Origin of the sequence: Microbacterium martis (assembly GCF_047246685.1) — a bacterium.
Lineage (GTDB): Bacteria > Actinomycetota > Actinomycetes > Actinomycetales > Microbacteriaceae > Microbacterium.
In genome coordinates this window covers 103,127-122,968 of the sequence record NZ_JBFOKT010000004.1, presented here as the reverse complement: position 1 = coordinate 122,968, position 19,842 = coordinate 103,127, and the positions used below count along the sequence as shown (strand labels likewise).

The window sequence follows — 19,842 nt, the reverse complement described above, 5'->3', positions numbered from 1 at the left end:
GCCTTCTCTTCTACTTGCCCAGTGTCTGGCACTGTTCCCACAGCGTGCTCGACTCGGTCACGCCCAGGCAGGGGTCGAACGTGAACACGACGAGCGTGCCGAGGACGATGAGCAGCCCGGCGGCCAGGCCGATCGCCCAGACCAGCGCCTTGCGCGCCTTGTCGTTCGTCACATAGTCGTTGACGATCGTCCGCATGCCGTTGCCGCCGTGGATCAGTGCGAGCCACAGCATCAGCACGTCCCACCACTGCCAGAACGGGGTGGCGAACTTGCCGGCGATGAAGGCGAAGTCGAGGGCGTGGATGCCCTCGCCGACCATCAGGTTGATGAAGAGGTGGCCGAAGATCAGCACGACGAGCACGACGCCCGACACGCGCATGAAGATCCACCCCCACTTCTCGAGGTTGAATCCGCGCGGGCGGCGGACGGGGGCGGCGACGGTCTGCGCGGCCATCAGTGTCCTCCTCCGAAACCGGCGAACGCGAGCATGAGGTGGCGCGGGACGAACCCGGCCATGATGACGACCCAGACGGCGAGCACGCCCCAGAACAACTGGCGCTGATAGCGCGCGCCCTTCGACCAGAAGTCGACGGCGATGATGCGCAGGCCGTTCATCGCGTGGAAGACGATGCCGGCGACGAGCACGACCTCGCCGAGCGCCATGATCGGGTTCTTGTAGGTGCCGATGACGGCGTCGTAGGCCTCCGGCGACACCCGGATCAGTGCCGTGTCGAGCACGTGCACCAACAGGAAGAAGAAGATGGCGACTCCGGTGATGCGGTGAAGCACCCACGACCACATGCCTTCGCGACCCCGGTAGAGGGTTCCGCGGGGGGTCTTGGACGTGGTTTCCGAAATCGACGGTGTCAAGCGAGCGCTCGTGGACACGGTCGTCCTCCCTGGATCGATGTGACTCGGTCGCGTGCCGCGCAGGTGTCAGGCACGCCCGATCACGGTCCATCCTATTCCCGTCCGCAGGGAGGGGGCGACGAAGGGGACCCTAAGTATCTCGATGTCGAGATTTCAGATGACGGCGAAAGAGGCCGAGAGTTCCGCGGGGCAAGCGGCCTCGGCAGCGGCGCGTCCGACCAGCTGAGCCAGCGCGTCGAGAGCGAGGAGGGCCGCCGGATCGTCGCCGGCCTCGTGCAGCGTCGCCGCCAGCATCTCGAGGGTGCGGATGCGGCGCCCGGTGTCGCCCGCGGCCTCGGCGATGCCCAGGGCGGCCCGGAGCAGGTCGGCGCGCTTCGCGAGGTCGGACGCCCGTCCGGCGGTCAGCAGGATGGTGCGACCGACGCAGCGCAGATCGCCGAGTCGACGGAACACCGCGAGGAGCTCGGCGAGGTCGTCGTCGTCGCAGTGACCGAGGGTCGCCTGCACGAGATGGGCGTGAGCGAGCTCGTGCTCGTTCGCGGTCGACTCGGCGTAGGCGACGCACTCCGCGGCCCAGCTCGCGGCGCGCTCGGGATCGTGGCCCGTCTCGGCGGCGGTCAGCGCCATCATGAAGCGCACGTTGTTGACGTGCGTCAGATCGCCGGCTCGGCCATAGGCCCGCATGGACGACTCCCACGCCTCGAGCGCGCGCTCGAGCTCGACGCCCGCATCGGATGCCGCCAACGCGCGGAGCGCGACACCGCGGAACTGACGCGCCGCGGCCACTTCCCAGGCCTCGCCGTCGGCGAGCGCCAAGCGCTCCGCGACGTCGAGGTGCGCGAAGGCGGCGGAGGGATCGGGGCCATATGCGGCGGCGAGGCCGGCGAGCTGGTGGGCGGCGCGCAGTTCGTGCGGATCGGTCTCCGACGCCCTCGCGAGGGCGAGGTCGGCGAGAGCGCCCACGCGTTCGAGATCGAACACGGCCAGTGCGTTGCCGAGCACGGCGAGCTGCTGCGGGGATGCCGTCGCGAGGAGCTCCTCGTCGCGAGCGGCCATCACGAGGCCCTCGATGCTGGCGACGTCGGAGCCGTACTGCTCGACGCCGACGGCGAGGGTCGAGGCCAGCCGCACCGCCACGGGCAGACGCTGGCTGACCGACCAGCGGAGCGCGGCGTTGGCCTCGGGGCAGAGCAGGTGCGACGTCATCATGGCGTCGAGGCTCGCGTCGGTGCGGGCCGTGCGGATGAACGAGGCGGCGACGCCGTCGACGAATTCGGCGTGTGCGTCGAGGACCTCGCTCACGAGCGTAGGATCGGTCCGTGCGAGGACGAACTCGCGCAGGACGGCGAGGAGCCGCCACCGACCGGGGAACAGCGACGGCGCGATCAGCGAGCGGTCGAGCAGCCGCATGACGGTGCCTTCGGCGCCGGGATCGGTGACCGCCACGGCGAGATCCATGTCGAAGGTCCGCGGGAGCGCCGCCAGGCGCGAGAGGACGTTCTTCTCGGCGTCGCTCAGCAGGTCCCACGTCCAGTCGAACGCGGTCTCGAGGCTCCGGTGGCGCCCGAGGGGCGCGGCTCGATCGAGCGACGCGAAGCCGCGCTCCAGACGCTCGGCCAACTCGCCCAGAGGCAGATGCCGTGCGGCCGATGCCGCGAGCTCCAGTGCCAGAGGCAGGCCGTCGAGGCGGGAGGCGATGGCCTCCGCGGCCCGTAGATCGCGCTCGGTCGGCTCGGTGGCGCTCATCCGGTCGAGCAGGAGGGCGACGGCGGGAGCATCCGGACCCTCGGTCGCCAGCGGCTGCAGAGCGTGCACGATCTCGTCGACGGACCCGAGCGGGGTGCGCGACGTGGTCAGCACCGCCAGTTCCGGGGCGCGCAGACGCAGTGCCGCCACGAGCTCGCCCGTCGCGGCGCCGACGTGATCGGCGTTGTCGAGCACCAGCAGGTGCGGATGGGCGGCGAGGGCGACGGCGATCGCCGCCGTGACATCGCTGCTGGGAACGGAACCGACGTCGAGCGCACGCGCCACGCGACCCACGACGTCTTCGGGGGCCGCCTGGTCGAGGACGACGATCACGGGAACGCGCTCCTCCTGCAGGCGAGCGCACTCGAGGGCGAGACGGGTCTTGCCCACGCCTCCCGTTCCCGTGATCGTCACCGTCGCACTCGTCGCGATGAGGGGCATCAGCCGGGCGAGATCCCGACCTCGGCCGCGGAGACGGTTGCCGGGGACACCCACGACCGTCTCGCGCTCGTGCTGGGCGGCCGAGATCAGGGCGCTGCGCGAATCGGCGGCGAGCTTGCGGCGCAGGCTCGCGATGTGACTCTCGACCGTGCGCACCGAGATGAACATCTCGGCAGCGATCTCCGAGTTGCTCCTTCGCCGTTCGACGGCGCTCAGCACCGCGCGTTCCCGCGGAGTCAGCGGTGGCCCCAGCACCGCTCGATTCTAGCCGCGACGGGCCGGGAGGAGAAGGGTGAGAAGCGCTCGCCCCGCTCTCCTTCCGGCCCGAGCGGCACGCCTCTCGGCTCGTGCGGCCTCGCGCTCCAGACGACGCTGATGCGCTCGCTGCTGGAGGTGTTCGCGCTGGCGGCGTCGCGCCTCCGCCTCGCGGATCAGCTGCTCCTCGTGCAGACGGTAGAGATGAAGCGGATCGTGAGGGAGCATGACACCCTCCTCCTTCCTTGTTCTCGTCGTTGATCGATCAGTCCGTGTCAGCGCACCGTGGCGGTGACGACCAGGAACTCCCACGCCATGACGCCGTCGGCGTCGAGCGCGTCGTCGCCGACCGCCGCCAGGGCCGCGTCGAGCGCGGCGGTCTGCGCCGAGTCGTCGGCGTTGCGGTTGTAGACGGCGATGGTGGGGCCGTAGTGCGACGCGAAGTACGCGCGGAACTCCTCGCCGCTGGCGAAGCGGTCGATGCGCACGACATCGCGGTGCGCGACCACGTCGGTGACGCGGTCGCCGAACAGCTCCCGCACGTGCTCCTCGTCGCCCCACAGCGGCGCAGGCTGCGCCCCCGGGGGGAGCGGAGCGTTGAACGGCTTCATGGCAGCGAACATCCGCCCGATGAAGCCCTGCGGCGTCCAGCTCAGCACGCCGATGCGCCCTCCCGGTCGGGTCACGCGCAGCAGTTCGGCGGAACTGCGCTCGTGGTGCGGCGCGAACATCACGCCGATGCTCGACATCGTGACGTCGAACTCGCCGTCTGCGAAGGGGAGTGCCTCCGCATCGGCCGGGACCCAGGTCAGCTCCGCCCCGGCCGCTTCGGCCAGACGGTGACCCGCTCCGAAGAGCTCGGGGGTCAGGTCGCTCGCGATCACCTCCGCGCCGCGGAGGGCGGCGGGGATCGCCGCGTTCCCCGTTCCGGCCGCCACGTCGAGCACCCGCTCGCCGGCACGCACGTCCAGTGCGTCGACGAGGCGGGGACCGAGCGTCCAGATGAGGTCCGAGGCCAGCGCCGGGTAGTCACCCGACGCCCACATCGAACGGTGCTTGGCTTTGAGCGCGCGATCCTCTTCGCTGATCGTCGCGGTCTGCAGATCCGTCATGTCCCATCTCCTTCTCATCGTGTTCTGGGATGACCCCAGCTTCCGACGAGGGAGATGCGCGCACATCCGTGCGGAGCACGGAGATCCGCACGGAGATCCGCACGGAGGTGTGCACCGACGTGTGCCGCGGGACGGCGCCGGAATCAGCCGATCTGGCTCATTCCGTTCCAGCCGCTGCCGATGGTCCGGGAGGCGAGGAACCCGCCACGCCCGTTGCCGCCGTAGAGGAGGAGGGTCCCGTCCTTGGTGCGGGCGATGATGTCCTGCGTGCCGTTGCCGTCGAAGTCGCCGGCGCCGTGGATCGACGTCATGGCGCCCCACCCGTGACCGATCTGCGACGGCGTCCCGAAGGCCCCGCGACCCGTCGTCGGGTAGATCCAGAGGGAGGCGTCGAGCCGGCGGGCGATCAGGTCACTCCGTCCGTCGCCGTTGAAGTCGCCCACGTGCGAGACGAAGTCCATGGTGTGCCAGCCGTTACCGATCCGCGAGCCGCCGCCGGTGAGCCAGCCGCCGCGGCCGTTCCCGGCGTACAGCAGCAGGTCGCCTCCCGGCGTGCGCCCGATCACGTCGGGGAGCTGGTCGCCGGTGAAGTCGACGCCGCCGATGAGCTGCGAGAAGCCCGACCACCCGGTGCCGATCTGCACCGGTGCGAGGAAGCCGCCCTTCCCGTTCCCGGCATGCAGCATGAGGCGCCCGTCGGTCTCGGTTCGGGTGATGTCGGGGATGCCGTCGCCGGTGAAGTCGCCGAGGGTCGAGAAGGGCCGGTTGCCCCACGAGGGCATCGCGGCGAACGACGGAAGGAAGGACCCCTTCCCCGTGCCGGGGTAGATGCGCAATTCGCCCGTCGACGTCCGGGCGAGGACGTCGGGGTCCTTGTCGCCCGTCAGGTCGCCGACGCCGCCGGGGAACCGTTTCACCGGCGATCCGATGCCGAAGATCTGCACCCAGTAGGTGCGGTAGCAGGTGCCGGTCGCATAGCCCACGCCGAGCCCGGTGTAGCGCTTGTCGAGGATGTTGGCGCGATGGCCGGGGGAGTTCATCCACCCCGAGACCACCGACGCGGCATCCGGTTGTCCGGCCGCGATGTTCTCACCGGTCGCGACCCACCCGTACGCGGCGACGCGCGAGCTCCGCCAGGCCGAGGTGCTGTGCGCGAACGTGCACGACGAGGCCAGCTGGCGGGCCCACTCCGCGGCTGCCGCGTCGAGCGCGGAGTCGGAGACGAGCGCCGGCAGACCCGCCTGTGCGCGCTGGGCGTTGGTGAGGGCGAAGACGTCGCCGGCCGGTCCGCCGGCGGCCGACGCCGTGGCAGGGGCGAGGGCCGCGGCGCCGAGGGTCAGGGCGATGGCGGCGACCAGCACGCGCAGGGAACGGGGGAGCAGTCGTCGGGGGGACTGGCGCATGCTGTCGACCATAGCGGCCGCCGAGGAGGCGCTGCAGAATATCGGTGCTCGGTGATCGGCGGATCGTCCCGGTGCGCGACCGACCGCCCCGATACGCTGACACCATGAGCACGCCCATCCAGGACTTCTACGCGGTGATCCCCGCCGGCGGCATCGGCAGCAGACTGTGGCCCCTCTCGCGAGCGGACGCGCCCAAGTTCCTGCACGACCTCACCGGCTCGGGGCATTCGCTCCTCCGCGACACGTGGGACCGCCTGGAACCGCTCGCCGGCCCCGACCGCATCGCCGTCGTCACCGGTCGCGCGCACCGGGCGGCGGTCGAAGCCGAGCTGCCCGGCATCCCCGACCTCAACGTGTTCCTGGAGTCGGAGCCGCGCGAATCGGCCGCGGCCATCGGCCTCGCGGCGGCGATCCTGCACCGGAGGGACCCCGACGTCATCATCGGGTCGTTCAGCGCCGACCACGTGATCCGCGGCGCCCGCGTGTTCGAGTTCGCGGTGCGCGATGCGGTCGAGGTCGCTCGCGAGGGGTACATCTGCACCATCGGCATCGCGCCCACGGAGCCGGCCGTCGGGTTCGGCTACATCAAGAAGGGCGAGGAGCTGGTCGTCGATCGCGCCCGCGAGGCCGCGCTCGTGGAGAGCTTCGTCGAGAAGCCCGATCTCGAGACCGCCCAGGCGTACCTCGCCGATCGGGGCTACCTGTGGAATGCGGGCATGTTCATCGCGAAGGCGAGCGTGCTCCTCGACGAGCTCGCCGCGAACGAGCCGGAGATGCACGCCGGTCTGCAGGAGCTCGCGGAGGCGTGGGACGACCGCGACCGTCGCGGCCCGGCCGTCGACCGCATCTGGCCGCGCCTCAAGAAGATCGCGATCGACTACGCCGTCGCCGAACCCGCGGCGCGGCGAGGGCGTCTCGCCGTCGTCCCCGGCCACTTCGACTGGGACGACGTCGGCGACTTCGCCTCGCTCACCAAGCTCATCTCCAACGGCCGCAAGAACGATCTGGCGGTCCTCGGCCCGCAGGCCCGGGTGCTGACGGATGCCGCGAGCGGGATCCTCGTGAGCCAGACCTCCCGCGTCATCTGCCTGGTCGGCGTGCAGGACGTCGTGGTCGTCGACACCCCCGACGCCCTGCTGGTCACCACCGTTCAGCACGCCCAGCGGGTGAAGGGTGTCGTGGAGTCGCTCAAGCTCACCGGACAGGGCGATGTGCTCTGATGAGCAGGACCGCATGCTCATCGGCCGGGTTGATTTCAGCTTTGTAACCTTTCGCCGGCACCTGCGGGCCGAGTGTGCGCAAATGCGGGAACAGTAGGTAGCTTTGATCGATCCGCGAGGGCCGCGGGTTCGTTGAGGAGGCATGAGTTGACCATCTCCACCACCAAGAAGCTTCTCGGCGCCACCATCGCCGCGGGCGTCGTCTTCGCACTCGCCGGCTGTGGCCAGGCCCCGACCGAGTCGGGCGGTGACGGAGGCGGCGACGCTGCATCCGACTTCCTGCCCTGCCTCATCTCCGACGCCGGCGGATGGAACGACAAGTCGTTCAACCAGTCCGCCAAGGAGGGCATGGACCGCGCCGCCGACGAGCTGGGCGTCAAGCCCCTCGAGTTCGAGTCGGCCAACGACAACGACTACGCGCCGAACCTCGAGACCGCCGTCTCGGAAGGCTGCTCCCTCATCGTCTCGGTGGGCTTCAAGCTCTCCGCCGCGACCGTCGAGTCGGCTCTCGCGAACCCCGAGATCGACTACGCGATCATCGACGACTACGCCGACAACGACTTCGACGGCACGACCGATGCCCCGAACATCAAGCCCCTCGTGTTCGACACCGCCCAGGCGGCCTACCTCGGCGGCTACGCCGCTGCCGGCTGGTCGGCTCAGGCCGGCGTGAACAAGGTCGGCACCTTCGGCGGCATGCAGATCCCGTCGGTGGCCGTGTTCATGGACGGCTTCCAGCTCGGCGTCGAGAAGTACAACGAGGACAAGTCCGCCGCGGTCGAGCTCTTCGGCTGGGACATCACCTCGCAGAAGGGCTCGTTCACGGGCGGCTTCGACGCCAACGACACGGCCAAGCAGACCGCTCAGGGCGTGCTCGACCAGGGTGTCGACGTCATCCTCCCCGTCGGCGGTCCGATCTACCAGAGCGCTGCCGCCGCCATCGCGGACAGCGGCAAGGACACCCTCCTCGTCGGCGTCGACAGCGACCTGGCCGTCGCCGACGAGAGCGTCACCGACGTCACGCTCTTCTCGATCATGAAGGCGATCGACGTCGCCGTCGAAGACGCCACCATCGCGGCCTCGAAGGGCGACTTCGACCCGGCTCCGTACGTGGGCACGCTCGAGAACGAGGGCGTCAAGCTCTCCGGCTTCGGCGCGTTCGAGGGTGAGCTGCCCGACGGTCTCCTCGACGAGATCGCGGCGCTGCAGGAGCAGATCATCGCCGGCGACATCACCGTGGAGTCCCCGAACTCCCCGTGAGTCGCTGAAGGTCCAGGGCGGGGCGAGTGGTGAAATCGGCCACTCGCCCCGTGCCGTGGACGGACGACGATGACCGTTCGCGGCGCATCCGGGCGATCCCCGTACGATGCGCCGGAGATTCTTCGGACTCTTCTGGATGACACTTCTGGATAAGGTGCAGATATGAAGCTCGAACTTCGCGGCATAACCAAGAGATTCGGCAGCCTCGTGGCCAACGACCACATCGATCTGGTGGTCGAACCGGGGCAGATCCATGCCCTGCTCGGCGAGAACGGCGCAGGCAAGTCGACGCTGATGAACGTCCTCTACGGCCTGTATCAGGCCGACGAGGGGGAGATCCTGCTGGACGACGTGGTCCAGCGGTTCCGCGGCCCCGGCGACGCGATGAACGCGGGGATCGGCATGGTGCACCAGCACTTCATGCTCGTCCCGGTGTTCACGGTCGCCGAGAACGTCATGCTCGGCCACGAGCAGACCAAGGGGCTGGGCACCCTCGACATCGCGCAGGCCCGGGAGCACGTGCGCGCCGTCGCCTCGCGATTCGGGTTCGACATCGACCCCGACGCGATCGTGGGCGATCTGCCGGTCGGCGTGCAGCAGCGCGTCGAGATCATCAAGGCGCTCTCGCGGGATGCGCAGGTGCTGGTTTTCGACGAACCCACCGCGGTGCTGACGCCGCAGGAGACCGACGAGCTCATGGGCATCATGCGTCAGCTGCGTGAGGAGGGGACGGCGATCGTCTTCATCACGCACAAGCTGCGCGAGGTCCGCGAGGTGGCCGACACCATCACGATCGTGCGGCTCGGCCGTGTGGTCGGCGACGCCTCGCCGACCGCCACCAATGCCGAGCTCGCCTCGCTCATGGTCGGCCGCGCGGTGGAGCTCACCGTGCAGAAGGAGCCCGCCCGTCCGGGTGACGGCGGCCTGGTGGTCGAGGGTCTGCGCGTGCTCACCCCGAGTGGGGCCATCGTGGTCGACGACGTCGACTTCGCCGTGCGCCCGGGCGAGGTGCTCGCCATCGCCGGCGTGCAGGGCAACGGACAGACCGAGCTCGTCGAGGCCATCGTCGGTCTCGCCTCCCGCGTGGAGGGCTCGATCACCCTCGACGGCACTCAGCTCGTCGGCAGGAGCGTCCGCGCGATCCTCGACGCCGGCGTCGGTTTCGTGCCGGAGGACCGCAACGAGGACGGCCTGGTCGGCGGGTTCTCCGTGGCGGAGAACCTCATCCTCGACCGCTCCGGCGACCAGGAGTTCAGCCGTGCCGGCACCATCCGGCGCGGGGCGCTCGAGGAGTTCGCCCTGGCGCGGATCGAGGAGTACGACATCCGCACGCAAGGTCCGCACACCCCTGCGGGGACGCTGTCGGGCGGGAATCAGCAGAAGGTCGTCATCGCGCGGGAGATGAGCCGCGAGCTTCGGCTCCTGGTCGCCGCACAGCCCACCCGCGGCGTGGACGTGGGCTCGATCGAGTTCATCCACAAGCGCATCATCGAGACCCGCGATGCCGGCATCCCCGTCGTCGTCGTCTCCACCGAGCTCGACGAGGTGGCGGCGCTCGCCGACCGCATCGCGGTCATGTACCGAGGAACCATCGTCGGGATCGTCCCCGGCGACACCCCGCGCGAGACGCTGGGACTGATGATGGCGGGTGCCGCCGAGGGAGAGGTTGCCGCATGAGCGGGACGACACCGGGAGCGGACGACGTCACCAAAGGCCTTCCCCCCGAGCAGCTGCCCCGCGCCTCGGGCCCCCTGGCCGGAGATGTGCCTCCGGCCCCCCGCGGCAACGTGATCCTCAAGGAGATGCTGCGAGGCAGCGCGGTCACCACGATCCTCGCGATCTTCCTCGCGCTGGTCGTCGGCGGCATCCTCATCGCCTTCACCAACGAAGACGTCCTGACGGCGTCGGGCTACTTCTTCCAGCGGCCGAGCGACACGTTCGCCGCCGTGTGGAACGCGGTCTACAACGGCTACGAGGCGCTGTTCCGCGGAGCGATCTTCAACGCCCGCGGAGCCGACTTCGCGACGCAGATCCGCCCGCTCACCAACACCCTCGGCTTCGCGGCTCCGCTGATCGCGGCCGGACTGGGCGTCGCGCTCGCCTTCCGGGTCGGCCTGTTCAACATCGGTGCGCGCGGCCAGATGCTCGTCGGCGTCGGCGTCGCCGGTCTGCTGACGTTCGGGCTCGACCTGCCGATGTGGCTGCACATCCCGGTCACCCTCATCGCGGGCATCGCCGGCGGTGCCCTCTGGGGTGCGATCGCCGGACTCATCAAGGCCCGCACGGGTGCGCACGAGGTGATCCTCACGATCATGCTCAACTACGTCGCGTACTACCTGCTGCTGTGGATGATCCGCACGCCCGGCCTCCTGCAGAAGCCCGGGACCAACCAGGCCCTGGGCTCGCCGACGCCCGAGACGGCGCAGTTCCCCGAACTGCTCGGCTCCCGGTTCCCGCTGCTCGACCTGGGCTTCGTGATCGTCATCATCGCGACCCTGTTCGTCTGGTGGCTCATCGAGCGCTCGTCGCTCGGCCTGCGCATGCGCGCGGTCGGCGAGAACCCGCACGCCGCACGGGCGGCGGGCATCAGCGTGGAGCGGGTGTACGTGTACGCGATGCTGCTCGCCGGCGGCCTCGCGGGCCTCGCAGGGATGAACCAGCTGCAGGGCGCGGTCACCACGGGCATCACCGAGACGATCGACGCCGGCATCGGCTTCGACGCGATCACGGTCGCCCTGCTGGGCCGGAGCCGCGCCTGGGGCACCTTCGCCGCCGGCATCCTGTTCGGTGCGCTCAAGGCGGGATCCTTCTCGATGCAGGCGCAGGACATCCCGGTCGACATCGTGCTGGTCGTGCAGTCGCTCGTCGTGCTGTTCATCGCCGCCCCGCCGCTGCTGCGGGCGGTGTTCTTCCTCCCCAAGTCGGACGCCGAGAAGGCCGCCAAGGCGAGAGCCAAGGCCGCGAAGAAGGCGGTGACCGCATGATGTCCCTCGCGCAGACCGAAGCGGCCGACGGCACGGTCCAGCTCGCGACCGTGAAGGAACGGCACCTCAAGGCGCCCATCACCCTCGCCGTCGTGACGGCGCTGCTGGCGCTGCTGTTCGTCCTCGTGCCCCGCACCGGGACGACCTCCTTCCGTCTCGGCGATCAGTCGCAGTCGTTCGAGCTCCCCGTCGTCGCCCTGCCGACGGGCCCGACGAGCTGGGTCGTCCTCGCCGTCCTCGTCGTCCTCGTCGTGGCCGCGTTCCTCCGCGCGTGGAGCTACCGTCGCGCCTCCCTCTGGCTGGTCGCCGGGTTCGGCGTCCTCGCCGTGTTCGGCTTCCTCGTGTGGGCGGGCGCCGGCGGGCTCGTTCCCGTCACCAGCCTCCTGTTCGGAGCCGTGTCGCTGTCGGTGCCGCTCGTGTTCGGAGCGCTCGGCGGGGTCATCGGCGAGCGGGCCGGCGTCGTCAACGTCGCGATCGAGGGGCAGCTGCTGCTGGGCGCCTTCTCGGCCGCCCTGCTCTCGAGCATCACCGGCAATCCGTTCGTCGGTCTGTTCGGCGCGATGCTCGGCGGCGTCCTGGTCGCCAGCGTCCTGGCCGCGTTCGCGATCAAGTACCTCGTCGAGCAGGTGATCGTCGGCGTCGTGCTCAACGTGCTGGTGACGGGACTGACCGGGTTCCTCTACGGCGCGCTCCTCGCACCGAACGAGGCCGAGCTGAACACGCCCGAGCGGTTCAGTCGCATCCGCATCCCGGTGCTCAGCGACATCCCCGTGATCGGACCCGTGCTGTTCAACCAGACCTTCATCGTCTACCTGATGTTCATCACGGTCGCCGTCGTCGCGTGGGGCCTGTACCGCACGAAGTGGGGCCTGCGGCTCCGCGCCGTCGGCGAGCACCCGCAGGCGGCCGACACGGTCGGCATCAAGGTCAACCCGACCCGTTTCTGGAACGTGCTGCTCGCGGGTGCCATCGCCGGCATCGGCGGCGCCTACTTCACGCTCGTCTCGGTGCCGCAGTTCGGCAAGGAGATGACCGCCGGCCTGGGCTTCATCGCCCTCGCCGCGGTGATCTTCGGACGGTGGGACCCGATCAGGGCGACGCTCGCCGCGCTGCTGTTCGGCTTCGCGACGAACCTGCAGAACCTGCTGTCGATCCTGAAGACCCCGGTGCCGAGCGAGTTCATGCTCATGCTGCCGTACGTCGTCACGCTGCTGGCCGTCGCCGGATTCGCCGGACAGATCCGAGGCCCCGCCGCGAGCGGCAAGCCGTACATCAAGTCTTAGGAGAGAAATGACCGACATCGACTGGGATGAGCTCCGCCAGGTCGCGACCGATGCCATGACGAAGGCGTACGCGCCGTACTCGCGGTACCGCGTCGGTGCGGCGGCGCTCGTCGGCGACGGGCGCATCGTCGCGGGATGCAACGTGGAGAACGCCTCGTACGGGGTCACGCTGTGCGCCGAATGCGCGCTCGTCGGCGACCTGCACATGTCGGGCGGCGGTCAGCTCGTCGCGTTCGTGTGCGTGAACAACGAAGGACAGACGATCATGCCCTGCGGCCGCTGCCGGCAGCTGCTGTTCGAGCACGCGATGCCGGGGATGCTGCTCGAGACGGTGTCCGGCATCCGCACCATCGACGAGGTCCTGCCCGATGCGTTCGGCCCCCGCGCCCTTCGACCGGCTCAGGAGCCGGAAGGAGAATGGCGATGAGCGTCGAGCCCTTCGACGCGGTCGACGTCATCCGTGCCAAGCGCGACGGCGGGGCCGTGCCCGAGCCGGCCCTGCGCTGGATGGTCGACGCGTACACGCGCGGCTACGTCTCCGACGCCCAGATGGCGTCGTTCGCGATGGCGGTCTTCCAGCGCGGCATGGGTCGCGACGAGATTCGCGTGCTCACCGATGCGATGATCGCATCGGGCGAGCGGATGAGCTTCGCGTCGCTGGGAAAGAAGACCGTCGACAAGCACTCCACGGGCGGCGTGGGCGACAAGATCACGCTCCCGCTCGCTCCGCTGGTCGCCTCGTTCGGCGTGGCGGTCCCGCAGCTCAGCGGCCGCGGTCTCGGGCACACGGGTGGCACGCTCGACAAGCTCGAGTCGATACCCGGCTGGCGCGCGGCGCTCAGCAACGAGGAGATGTTCGCGCAGATGCAGAGCGAGGTCGGCGCCGTCATCTGCGCGGCGGGCTCGGGACTCGCCCCCGCCGACAAGAAGCTCTACGCCCTGCGCGACGTCACCGGCACGGTCGAGGCGATCCCGCTCATCGCGTCGAGCATCATGTCGAAGAAGATCGCCGAGGGGACCGACGCGCTGGTCCTCGATGTGAAGTTCGGCTCCGGGGCGTTCATGCAGGACATCGACCGCGCGCGCGAGCTGGCGCGCACCATGGTCGCCCTCGGCACCGACTCCGGTGTCGCGACCACGGCCCTCCTCACCGACATGAACGTGCCGCTCGGTCTCGCCATCGGCAACGCCAACGAGGTGCGAGAGTCGGTCGAGGTCCTGGGCGGCGGAGGTCCTGCCGACGTGCGCGAGCTGACGATCGCGCTGGCCCGCGAGATGCTGACTCTCGCCGGACAGCCGGATGCCGACGTCGAGGCCGCGCTCGACGACGGGCGGGCGATGGACAGCTGGAACGCGATGATCCGCGCGCAGGGCGGCGATCCGGATGCTGCACTGCCGACGGCGCGCGAGACGCACGTCGTGACGGCGCCGGCGGACGGCGTCGTCACGCGGATGGACGCCCTGCCGTTCGGCATCGCGGCCTGGCGTCTGGGAGCGGGTCGCGCGCGGGCGGAGGACCCGGTGGTCTTCGAGGCGGGCATCGACCTCCACGCCAAGCCGGGCGACCGCGTGAGCGCGGGTCAGCCGCTGTTCACCCTGTCGGCCGCCGACGAGGCGCGCTTCGCGCGGGCTCTCGAGGCGCTGGAGGGCTCGTGGGAGCTTCGGCCGGCTGAGGAATCGGACCACCGGGCTCCCGCGCGGGGCAGCATCGTGCGCGAGCGCATCACCGCGTGAGCTCCGACCGCTAGCCTGAAACGAGAACCCCCCCGCGACCGAGAGGACCACCATGTCGATCGATGCGAACGGCGACGTCAGCATCCAGGGCGTCTCGCTGCGCAGTCTCCCGAAGGTCTCGCTGCACGACCACCTCGACGGGGCCGTGCGCCCGGCGACGATCATCGAGCTCGCCGATGCGATCGGCCTCGACGTGCCCGAGGCGAAGCCGGCCGCTCTCGGCCGCTGGTTCGCGAAGCAGAGCGACTCCGGCTCTCTGGTCGAGTACCTGAAGACGTTCGACCTGACGACCGCCGTCATGCAGACGCAGGAGGGGCTCACGCGCGTCGCCCGGGAGTTCGTGCAGGACCTCGCGGCCGACGGTGTGATCTACGGCGAGGTGCGCTGGGCCCCCGAGCAGCACCTGACCCGCGGCCTCACGCTCGAGCAGACGGTCGAGGCGGTGCAGCAGGGGATCGAAGAGGGCGAGGACGCCGCCGATCGCGAGGGGCGCAGCATCCGCGTGGGCCAGCTGATCACGGCGATGCGTCACACCGACCGCGCACAGGAGATCGCGGAGCTCGCCGTCGACTTCCGCGGCCGGGGTGCGGTCGGCTTCGACATCGCCGGACCCGAAGACGGCTTCCCGCCGTCGAACCACCGGGGTGCCTTCGACTACCTGGCCGAGAACTTCTTCCCGGTGACCGTGCACGCGGGTGAGGCCGCGGGGCTCGCCTCGATCCGCTCGGCGCTCCTCGACGGACGCGCGCTGCGGCTCGGGCACGGCGTGCGCATCGCCGAGGACCTGCAGGTCATCACCCAGGAGGGCGACGAGGTGCAGGTGCGGTTCGGCGATCTGGCCCGCTGGGTCCGCGATCGTGAGATCCCGCTCGAGCTGTCGCCCTCGTCGAACCTGCAGACCGGCGCGATCGCCGCGTGGGGCGACACGCTGGCCGATCATCCGTTCGATCTGCTGTATCAACTGGGCTTCGCGGTGACGGTCAACGTCGACAACCGCACCATGAGCGCCACCTCGCTCACGCGCGAGCTCGCTCGTCTCGTCGAGACGTTCGACTACGACCTCGACGACCTCGAGACGTTCCAGTTCAACGCCGCGGCCGCGGCCTTCCTCCCGGTCGAGGAGCGCGAGGAGCTGGTCGAGATGATCGCCGACGGATTCGACGTCTGACGTGGGCGCGGAACGGAAACGACGCCGCTGGCCCGTCGTCGTGGCGGTCGTGGTCGGCGTGGTGGTGATCGGAGCGGGTGTCGCCGCCTTCGCCTGGATGAACAGGGCGCCCGTAGACGACGCGCCCCAGACCGAGCCGACGGCGTCGCCGACTCCGGAGCCGACCCCGCTCACCCCGACGGAGCAGCTCATCGCCGACGCCGACAACCCGCTCGCGTGCGCGGTGAGCTTCGCCGGTGAGGGGATCGCCCTCGAGCCGATGCTGCAGTGGCAGAACGGCCTCTATGCCGGGCTGCCGATCCCGTCGGCCGACGGCCTCGTCTTCGCCGGCTGGTACCCCACGGCCGAGTCGGCCGCGGCGTTCGACGCCGCGTCGCGGATCAACGGCGCCGATCCCGTCACCTGCACCGACCAGCAGATCGAGCTGTTCGGGGCGTGGAAGACGCCGGAGGAGAACGTCGCCGAGAACGCGAAGGTCCCCATCCTCATGTACCACCAGTTCACGACGAACCCCGACGGGGAGTCGGGGTGGCTGCGCGGTAACTACGCCTACATCGGCGACTTCGATGCCCAGATGAACCACATCGCGACGACCGGCTTCTATCTGCCGACCTGGGACGAGCTCAGCGCCTTCATCGACGGACGCCTCTTCCTGCCGGCGCGATCGGTGATCATCACCGACGACGACGCCGACCAGACGTGGTTCGACCTCGCGGCTCCCGTGGTGGAGAAGTACAAGCTGCTCGCGACCTCGTTCATGATCACGGCCTACCGCTCCGACCCGCCTCCGTCGATGTACGTCCTCCGGCGATCCCACACGCACGACATGCATCAGGCCGGCGCGAACGGCCAGGGGCGCATCGTCAACTGGACGGTCGACGAGATCGCGGCCGACCTCAACCAGTCGGGTGACACCCTCGGGGTGCGCGAGGTCATCGCCTACCCGTTCGGTCACTACAACGACACTGCGAAAGAGGGCGTGCTGAAGGCCGGCTTCGAGATGGCGCGGACGATCGAACCCGGATACGTCGAGATCGGCACCGACAAGCTCGCGCTGCCGGTCGTCCGTATCGACTACGGGATGGGCCTCGACGCCCTGGTCAAGCGGATCGGCTGATCGGGATCATCCGGGCTCCGATCTCCCGCCGCGAGCGACACCGGGATGCGTGGCCAGATACTCCTCGAAGGCCTCGAGACTCGTGCGCCGCGGCGTGTAGCCGAACCGCTTCTTCAAGCGGTCGTTGGCGAGCACGGGACGGTACCGCAGGAACGGCACCTTCTCCGGACCGTGGTCGGTGAGGCGCAGCATCCGTCCGAGACGGAGCGCGGTCGTCAGCACCCCGGCGGGCACGACCAGCTCGCGCTTGTGAAGGCGACGGGCGATCTGCGGCACGGTCATGCGGCCGTCGCCGGCGACGTTGAAGACGCCGGGCGGGCCGTCGATCACCGCCCGCGCCATGATCGCCGCGACATCGTCGACCCACACGAAGACGAAGGGTGACTCGGAGCCGGCGATGCGCAGCAGCCGGCGAGCGTCCCACAGCGCCGTGATCTGATTGCGCACGGTCGGACCGAGGATGGTGCCGATGCGGAGCACCACCTGCTCCAGGCCCGGATGCGTGACGCGGTGCTCGGCGAGCAGCTCTTCGACGAGCCTCTTGTGCCGCGAGTAGGGGAAGGCGTCGTTGCCGCGGAGGGGCTGGTCCTCGTCGATCCACTCCGGGTTGTCGGCGTGATATCCGTAGGCGGCACCCGAGCTCGAGACCACGATCCGGCGCACGCCCGTCTCGATGCAGGCGGCGAGCACATTCGCTGATCCGAGCACGTCGACGCGGTACTCCCGGTCGACATCTCGGCCCGGGTCGACGATGGCCGCGAGGTGCACCACGGTGTCGATGCGATGCTCACGCAGCAGGGGGGCGATCGCGGCGGCGTCGGTGACGTCGAGCGCGGCGCCGACGACGCCGTCGTCGACCGCGACGGTGCGCACGTCGGCCGCGACCACGATCTCGACGCGTTCGTCGGCGGCGAGGGCTCGTGCGACATGTGTGCCGAGGAAGCCCGCGCCGCCGGTGATGAGGACCCGGCTCACGGACCCACCTCGGCGGCGGTGCGCCCGGTGGCGTCGCCGGTCGCCGTGCCCGTGCGTCGGCGTGTGTGTCGCGCCCAGAGGCCGGCGACGACGAGCCCCGCGACGATGTCCCAGATGCCCCACCAGCCCGCCACGATCGCCATGCCGCCGAGCCCGTCGAAGAAGAGGAAGACCAGACCCAGCCCGAGCCCGGCGTTGCGGATGCCGACCTCGAACGTCATGGCCTTGCGCTCCCGCGTTCCCAGGCCGCCCGCGACCGCGGTGCCGTAGCCGACGGCGAGCGCGACCGCGTCGTGCACCGCGACGACCAGCAGGATCACGCCGAGCACCTGCACGAAGACCGCCCAGTTGCCGACGAGCGCCGCCACGATGAAGCCCACCAGGGCGAGGAGGCTGAACCACTTCACGAACGGCTGCACCCGGGCGGCGAAGCGCGGCGCGCGCGCCCGCAGCGCCAGTCCGAGAGCGAACGGCAGGCCGACGATGAGCACGATCTCGAGCAGCATCCGCCACGGATCGAGCGCGACCTCGCGCAGCAGGGTACGGGCGGTGGGATGCAGCGAGCCCCAGAAGGTGATGCTCAGCGGCATCGCGACGATGTAGAGCAGATTGCCGACCGCCGTGAGTGAGACGGAGAGGGCGACGTTGCCGCCGGACCGATGGGTGAGCACCTGCGAGATGTTGCCCGGCGGGCAGCAGGCGACGAGCAGCATCCCCAGCGCCATCGACGGCGCGACGGGCAGCACAAGCGTCAGCAGGAAGGTGGCGACTGGCAGGAGCAGCAGCTGTGCCAGCAGGGCGATGGCGAACGGCTTCGGATGCTTCGCCACGACGCGGAAATCGCTCGGCGACGTGTCGAGCGCGATGCCGAACATGATCAGACCGAGCACCACGTTGAGGATCGTGAGCGTTCCCGGCGTGAAGGAGAGCACGACGTCGTCGACGTTCATGCGGACTCCAGTGCGTTCTTCTCGCGGCGCACCGCCGAGCGGTAGGCGTCTTTGTTCACGTAGTACGCCATGCGATCGAGGCCCAGGTAGCGATAGCCCCCCGAGACGTCGGGCCACGGTGAGCCGATGACCCGCTCGCGGAATCTCGCGGCGCGGGTCGGGTCGTGCTCGACGGCCTCGAGATAGGCCGCGAGGAGGTCGGCCTGCTCGTAGCGCCCCTGCCAGCCGATGCCCGACGCCTCGATCATGCCCACGACGTACAGCCCGTTGAACGAGGCGGGGAACATGTTGAGGAAGAGTCGAGGCGCGGCGCCCCGCCACGCCAGGTGCTCCCGGTCGACGAACGGGTAGTCGAGCGAATACCCGGTCGCGAGCAGGACCGTGTCGTAGTCGCCCGCGGTCCCGTCGCGGAAGTGCACCGTCGGTCCGTCGAACCGCACCACGTCGGCGCGGATGCGCAGGTCGCCCTGCCCCAGGTGGTTGAGGATCATGGTGTTCACGATCGGATGCGACTCGTAGATGCGGTAGTCCGGGCGCGGGAACCCGAAGCGCACCGGGTCGCCGGTGAAGGCCCGGAGCACCCGGCTGTCGAGCCCCTGCTTGAGGCGCGCCGGCAGCGGGCGGCCCTGGTTCAGGGTGTCGCTCGGACGCCCGAACAGGTACCGGGGCACGAAGTAGTACCCCCGGCGCACGCTCATGTCGACGGACGCCGCACGGTGGACGGCATCGACGGCGATGTCGCACCCCGAGTTGCCGGCACCGACGAGGAGCACCCGCTTGCCCTCGAGCCGACGAGGCGACGTGTATGCGCTCGTGTGCAGCAGCTCGCCCGAGAACGACCCCGGGAACACCGGAACGTTCGGTTCGGCGAGGGTGCCGTTGGCGAGCACCACGCCGGCGTACCACCGCGTGATGTCGCCGTCGGGACCGGTGCTGGTGAGGTCCCACCCGCCGTCACGCGGTTCGAGGCGCGTGACGCGCGTCTCGAAGCGGAAGAGCTCCGAGAGGCCGAAGTGATCCGCATAGTCCTGGAAGTACGCGCGCAGCATCCGGTGGCCGGGGTAGTCGACGCGCGTGCGCATCGGGAACTCGGCGAACTCGGTCGTGGTGCGCGACGAGATCAGATGCGCCGACTCGTACATGGTGCTGCGCGGATTGGTGATGTCCCACAGTCCACCCACGCCGTGCGACGCCTCGTACCCGTCGACCGCGATGCCCCGTCGCTGCAGAGCGCGCGCTGTGGCGAGCCCGGACGGGCCCGCGCCGATCACGGCGTATCTGTTCATGCCTCTCCCCGCACATCCTCGTGCCATCGGAATCGCCC

General features: G+C 69.9%; 17 protein-coding genes and 1 pseudogene. 9 read left to right on the top strand and 9 right to left on the bottom strand.

Annotated features, from left to right (window positions below):
- Positions 1 to 10: 10 nt before the first annotated feature.
- From AB3M90_RS15545 to AB3M90_RS15520, 6 genes and pseudogenes are all read right to left on the bottom strand, one after another.
- Complete coding sequence (locus AB3M90_RS15545) at positions 11 to 454, bottom strand: succinate dehydrogenase hydrophobic membrane anchor subunit (RefSeq protein WP_412953648.1); 444 nt, start codon at positions 452 to 454, stop codon at positions 11 to 13.
- The gene (gene sdhC / locus AB3M90_RS15540; RefSeq protein WP_412953645.1) at positions 454 to 888 is read right to left on the bottom strand and encodes a succinate dehydrogenase, cytochrome b556 subunit; all 435 of its coding nucleotides are present in this window, start codon (positions 886 to 888) and stop codon (positions 454 to 456) included. Before sdhC ends, AB3M90_RS15545 begins: the two co-directional genes overlap by 1 nt.
- 1,872 nt (positions 889 to 2,760) lie before the next feature.
- Positions 2,761 to 3,312 (bottom strand): annotated as a pseudogene (locus AB3M90_RS15535) (response regulator transcription factor); the annotation flags it as partial.
- Positions 3,313 to 3,321: 9 nt separating this feature from the next.
- Positions 3,322 to 3,540, bottom strand: coding sequence for a hypothetical protein (locus AB3M90_RS15530; RefSeq protein WP_412953643.1), 219 nt, complete (start codon positions 3,538 to 3,540; stop codon positions 3,322 to 3,324).
- Between the two features lie 47 nt (positions 3,541 to 3,587).
- Positions 3,588 to 4,424 carry a class I SAM-dependent methyltransferase gene (locus AB3M90_RS15525; protein WP_412953640.1) on the bottom strand — a complete coding sequence of 279 codons (837 nt, stop codon included), beginning with the start codon at positions 4,422 to 4,424 and terminating at the stop codon, positions 3,588 to 3,590.
- 143 nt (positions 4,425 to 4,567) lie between these two features.
- The gene (locus AB3M90_RS15520) at positions 4,568 to 5,827 is read right to left on the bottom strand and encodes an FG-GAP-like repeat-containing protein (protein WP_412953637.1); all 1,260 of its coding nucleotides are present in this window, start codon (positions 5,825 to 5,827) and stop codon (positions 4,568 to 4,570) included.
- 104 nt (positions 5,828 to 5,931) lie between these two features.
- On the opposite strand from AB3M90_RS15520, the gene AB3M90_RS15515 reads away from it, so the two are divergent.
- The 9 genes from AB3M90_RS15515 to AB3M90_RS15475 all read left to right on the top strand — a co-directional run bounded on the left by AB3M90_RS15515 (position 5,932) and on the right by AB3M90_RS15475 (position 16,593).
- Positions 5,932 to 7,047, top strand: coding sequence for a mannose-1-phosphate guanylyltransferase (locus AB3M90_RS15515; protein WP_412953634.1), 1,116 nt, complete (start codon positions 5,932 to 5,934; stop codon positions 7,045 to 7,047).
- A 147-nt stretch (positions 7,048 to 7,194) separates the two neighbouring features.
- Positions 7,195 to 8,307, top strand: a complete 1,113-nt coding sequence (locus AB3M90_RS15510; RefSeq protein ID WP_412953632.1) for a BMP family lipoprotein — start codon at positions 7,195 to 7,197, stop codon at positions 8,305 to 8,307.
- Positions 8,308 to 8,469: 162 nt separating this feature from the next.
- Positions 8,470 to 9,984, top strand: coding sequence for an ABC transporter ATP-binding protein (locus tag AB3M90_RS15505; RefSeq protein WP_412953630.1), 1,515 nt, complete (start codon positions 8,470 to 8,472; stop codon positions 9,982 to 9,984).
- Positions 9,981 to 11,291, top strand: coding sequence for an ABC transporter permease (locus AB3M90_RS15500; RefSeq protein ID WP_412953628.1), 1,311 nt, complete (start codon positions 9,981 to 9,983; stop codon positions 11,289 to 11,291). The genes AB3M90_RS15505 and AB3M90_RS15500 overlap by 4 nt, the downstream gene beginning before the upstream one ends.
- Positions 11,291 to 12,574: an ABC transporter permease gene (locus AB3M90_RS15495; RefSeq protein WP_412953890.1), complete on the top strand. Its 1,284-nt coding sequence runs from the start codon at positions 11,291 to 11,293 to the stop codon at positions 12,572 to 12,574. The genes AB3M90_RS15500 and AB3M90_RS15495 overlap by 1 nt, the downstream gene beginning before the upstream one ends.
- Positions 12,575 to 12,581: 7 nt before the next feature.
- Positions 12,582 to 13,001 (top strand): cytidine deaminase, encoded by a 420-nt coding sequence (locus AB3M90_RS15490; RefSeq protein WP_412953626.1) that lies wholly within the window; start codon positions 12,582 to 12,584, stop codon positions 12,999 to 13,001.
- Positions 12,998 to 14,308, top strand: a complete 1,311-nt coding sequence (locus AB3M90_RS15485; protein ID WP_412953624.1) for a thymidine phosphorylase — start codon at positions 12,998 to 13,000, stop codon at positions 14,306 to 14,308. The genes AB3M90_RS15490 and AB3M90_RS15485 overlap by 4 nt, the downstream gene beginning before the upstream one ends.
- 52 nt (positions 14,309 to 14,360) lie before the next feature.
- On the top strand, positions 14,361 to 15,476 hold the full coding sequence (locus AB3M90_RS15480; RefSeq protein WP_412953621.1) for an adenosine deaminase: 1,116 nt from the start codon (positions 14,361 to 14,363) through the stop codon (positions 15,474 to 15,476).
- A gap of 1 nt (position 15,477) precedes the next feature.
- A complete protein-coding gene (locus AB3M90_RS15475; protein ID WP_412953619.1) occupies positions 15,478 to 16,593 on the top strand; it encodes a polysaccharide deacetylase family protein in 1,116 nt (371 codons plus the stop codon).
- A 6-nt stretch (positions 16,594 to 16,599) separates the two neighbouring features.
- On the opposite strand, the gene AB3M90_RS15470 is transcribed toward AB3M90_RS15475, so the two are convergent.
- From AB3M90_RS15470 to AB3M90_RS15460, 3 genes are read right to left on the bottom strand one after another with little or no spacing between them, the layout of a single operon-like run.
- Positions 16,600 to 17,568 carry an SDR family oxidoreductase gene (locus AB3M90_RS15470; protein WP_412953617.1) on the bottom strand — a complete coding sequence of 323 codons (969 nt, stop codon included), beginning with the start codon at positions 17,566 to 17,568 and terminating at the stop codon, positions 16,600 to 16,602.
- Complete coding sequence (locus AB3M90_RS15465; RefSeq protein WP_412953616.1) at positions 17,565 to 18,518, bottom strand: bile acid:sodium symporter family protein; 954 nt, start codon at positions 18,516 to 18,518, stop codon at positions 17,565 to 17,567. The genes AB3M90_RS15470 and AB3M90_RS15465 overlap by 4 nt, the downstream gene beginning before the upstream one ends.
- Positions 18,515 to 19,804, bottom strand: coding sequence for a flavin-containing monooxygenase (locus AB3M90_RS15460; protein WP_412953614.1), 1,290 nt, complete (start codon positions 19,802 to 19,804; stop codon positions 18,515 to 18,517). Before AB3M90_RS15460 ends, AB3M90_RS15465 begins: the two co-directional genes overlap by 4 nt.
- Positions 19,805 to 19,842: the final 38 nt, after the last annotated feature.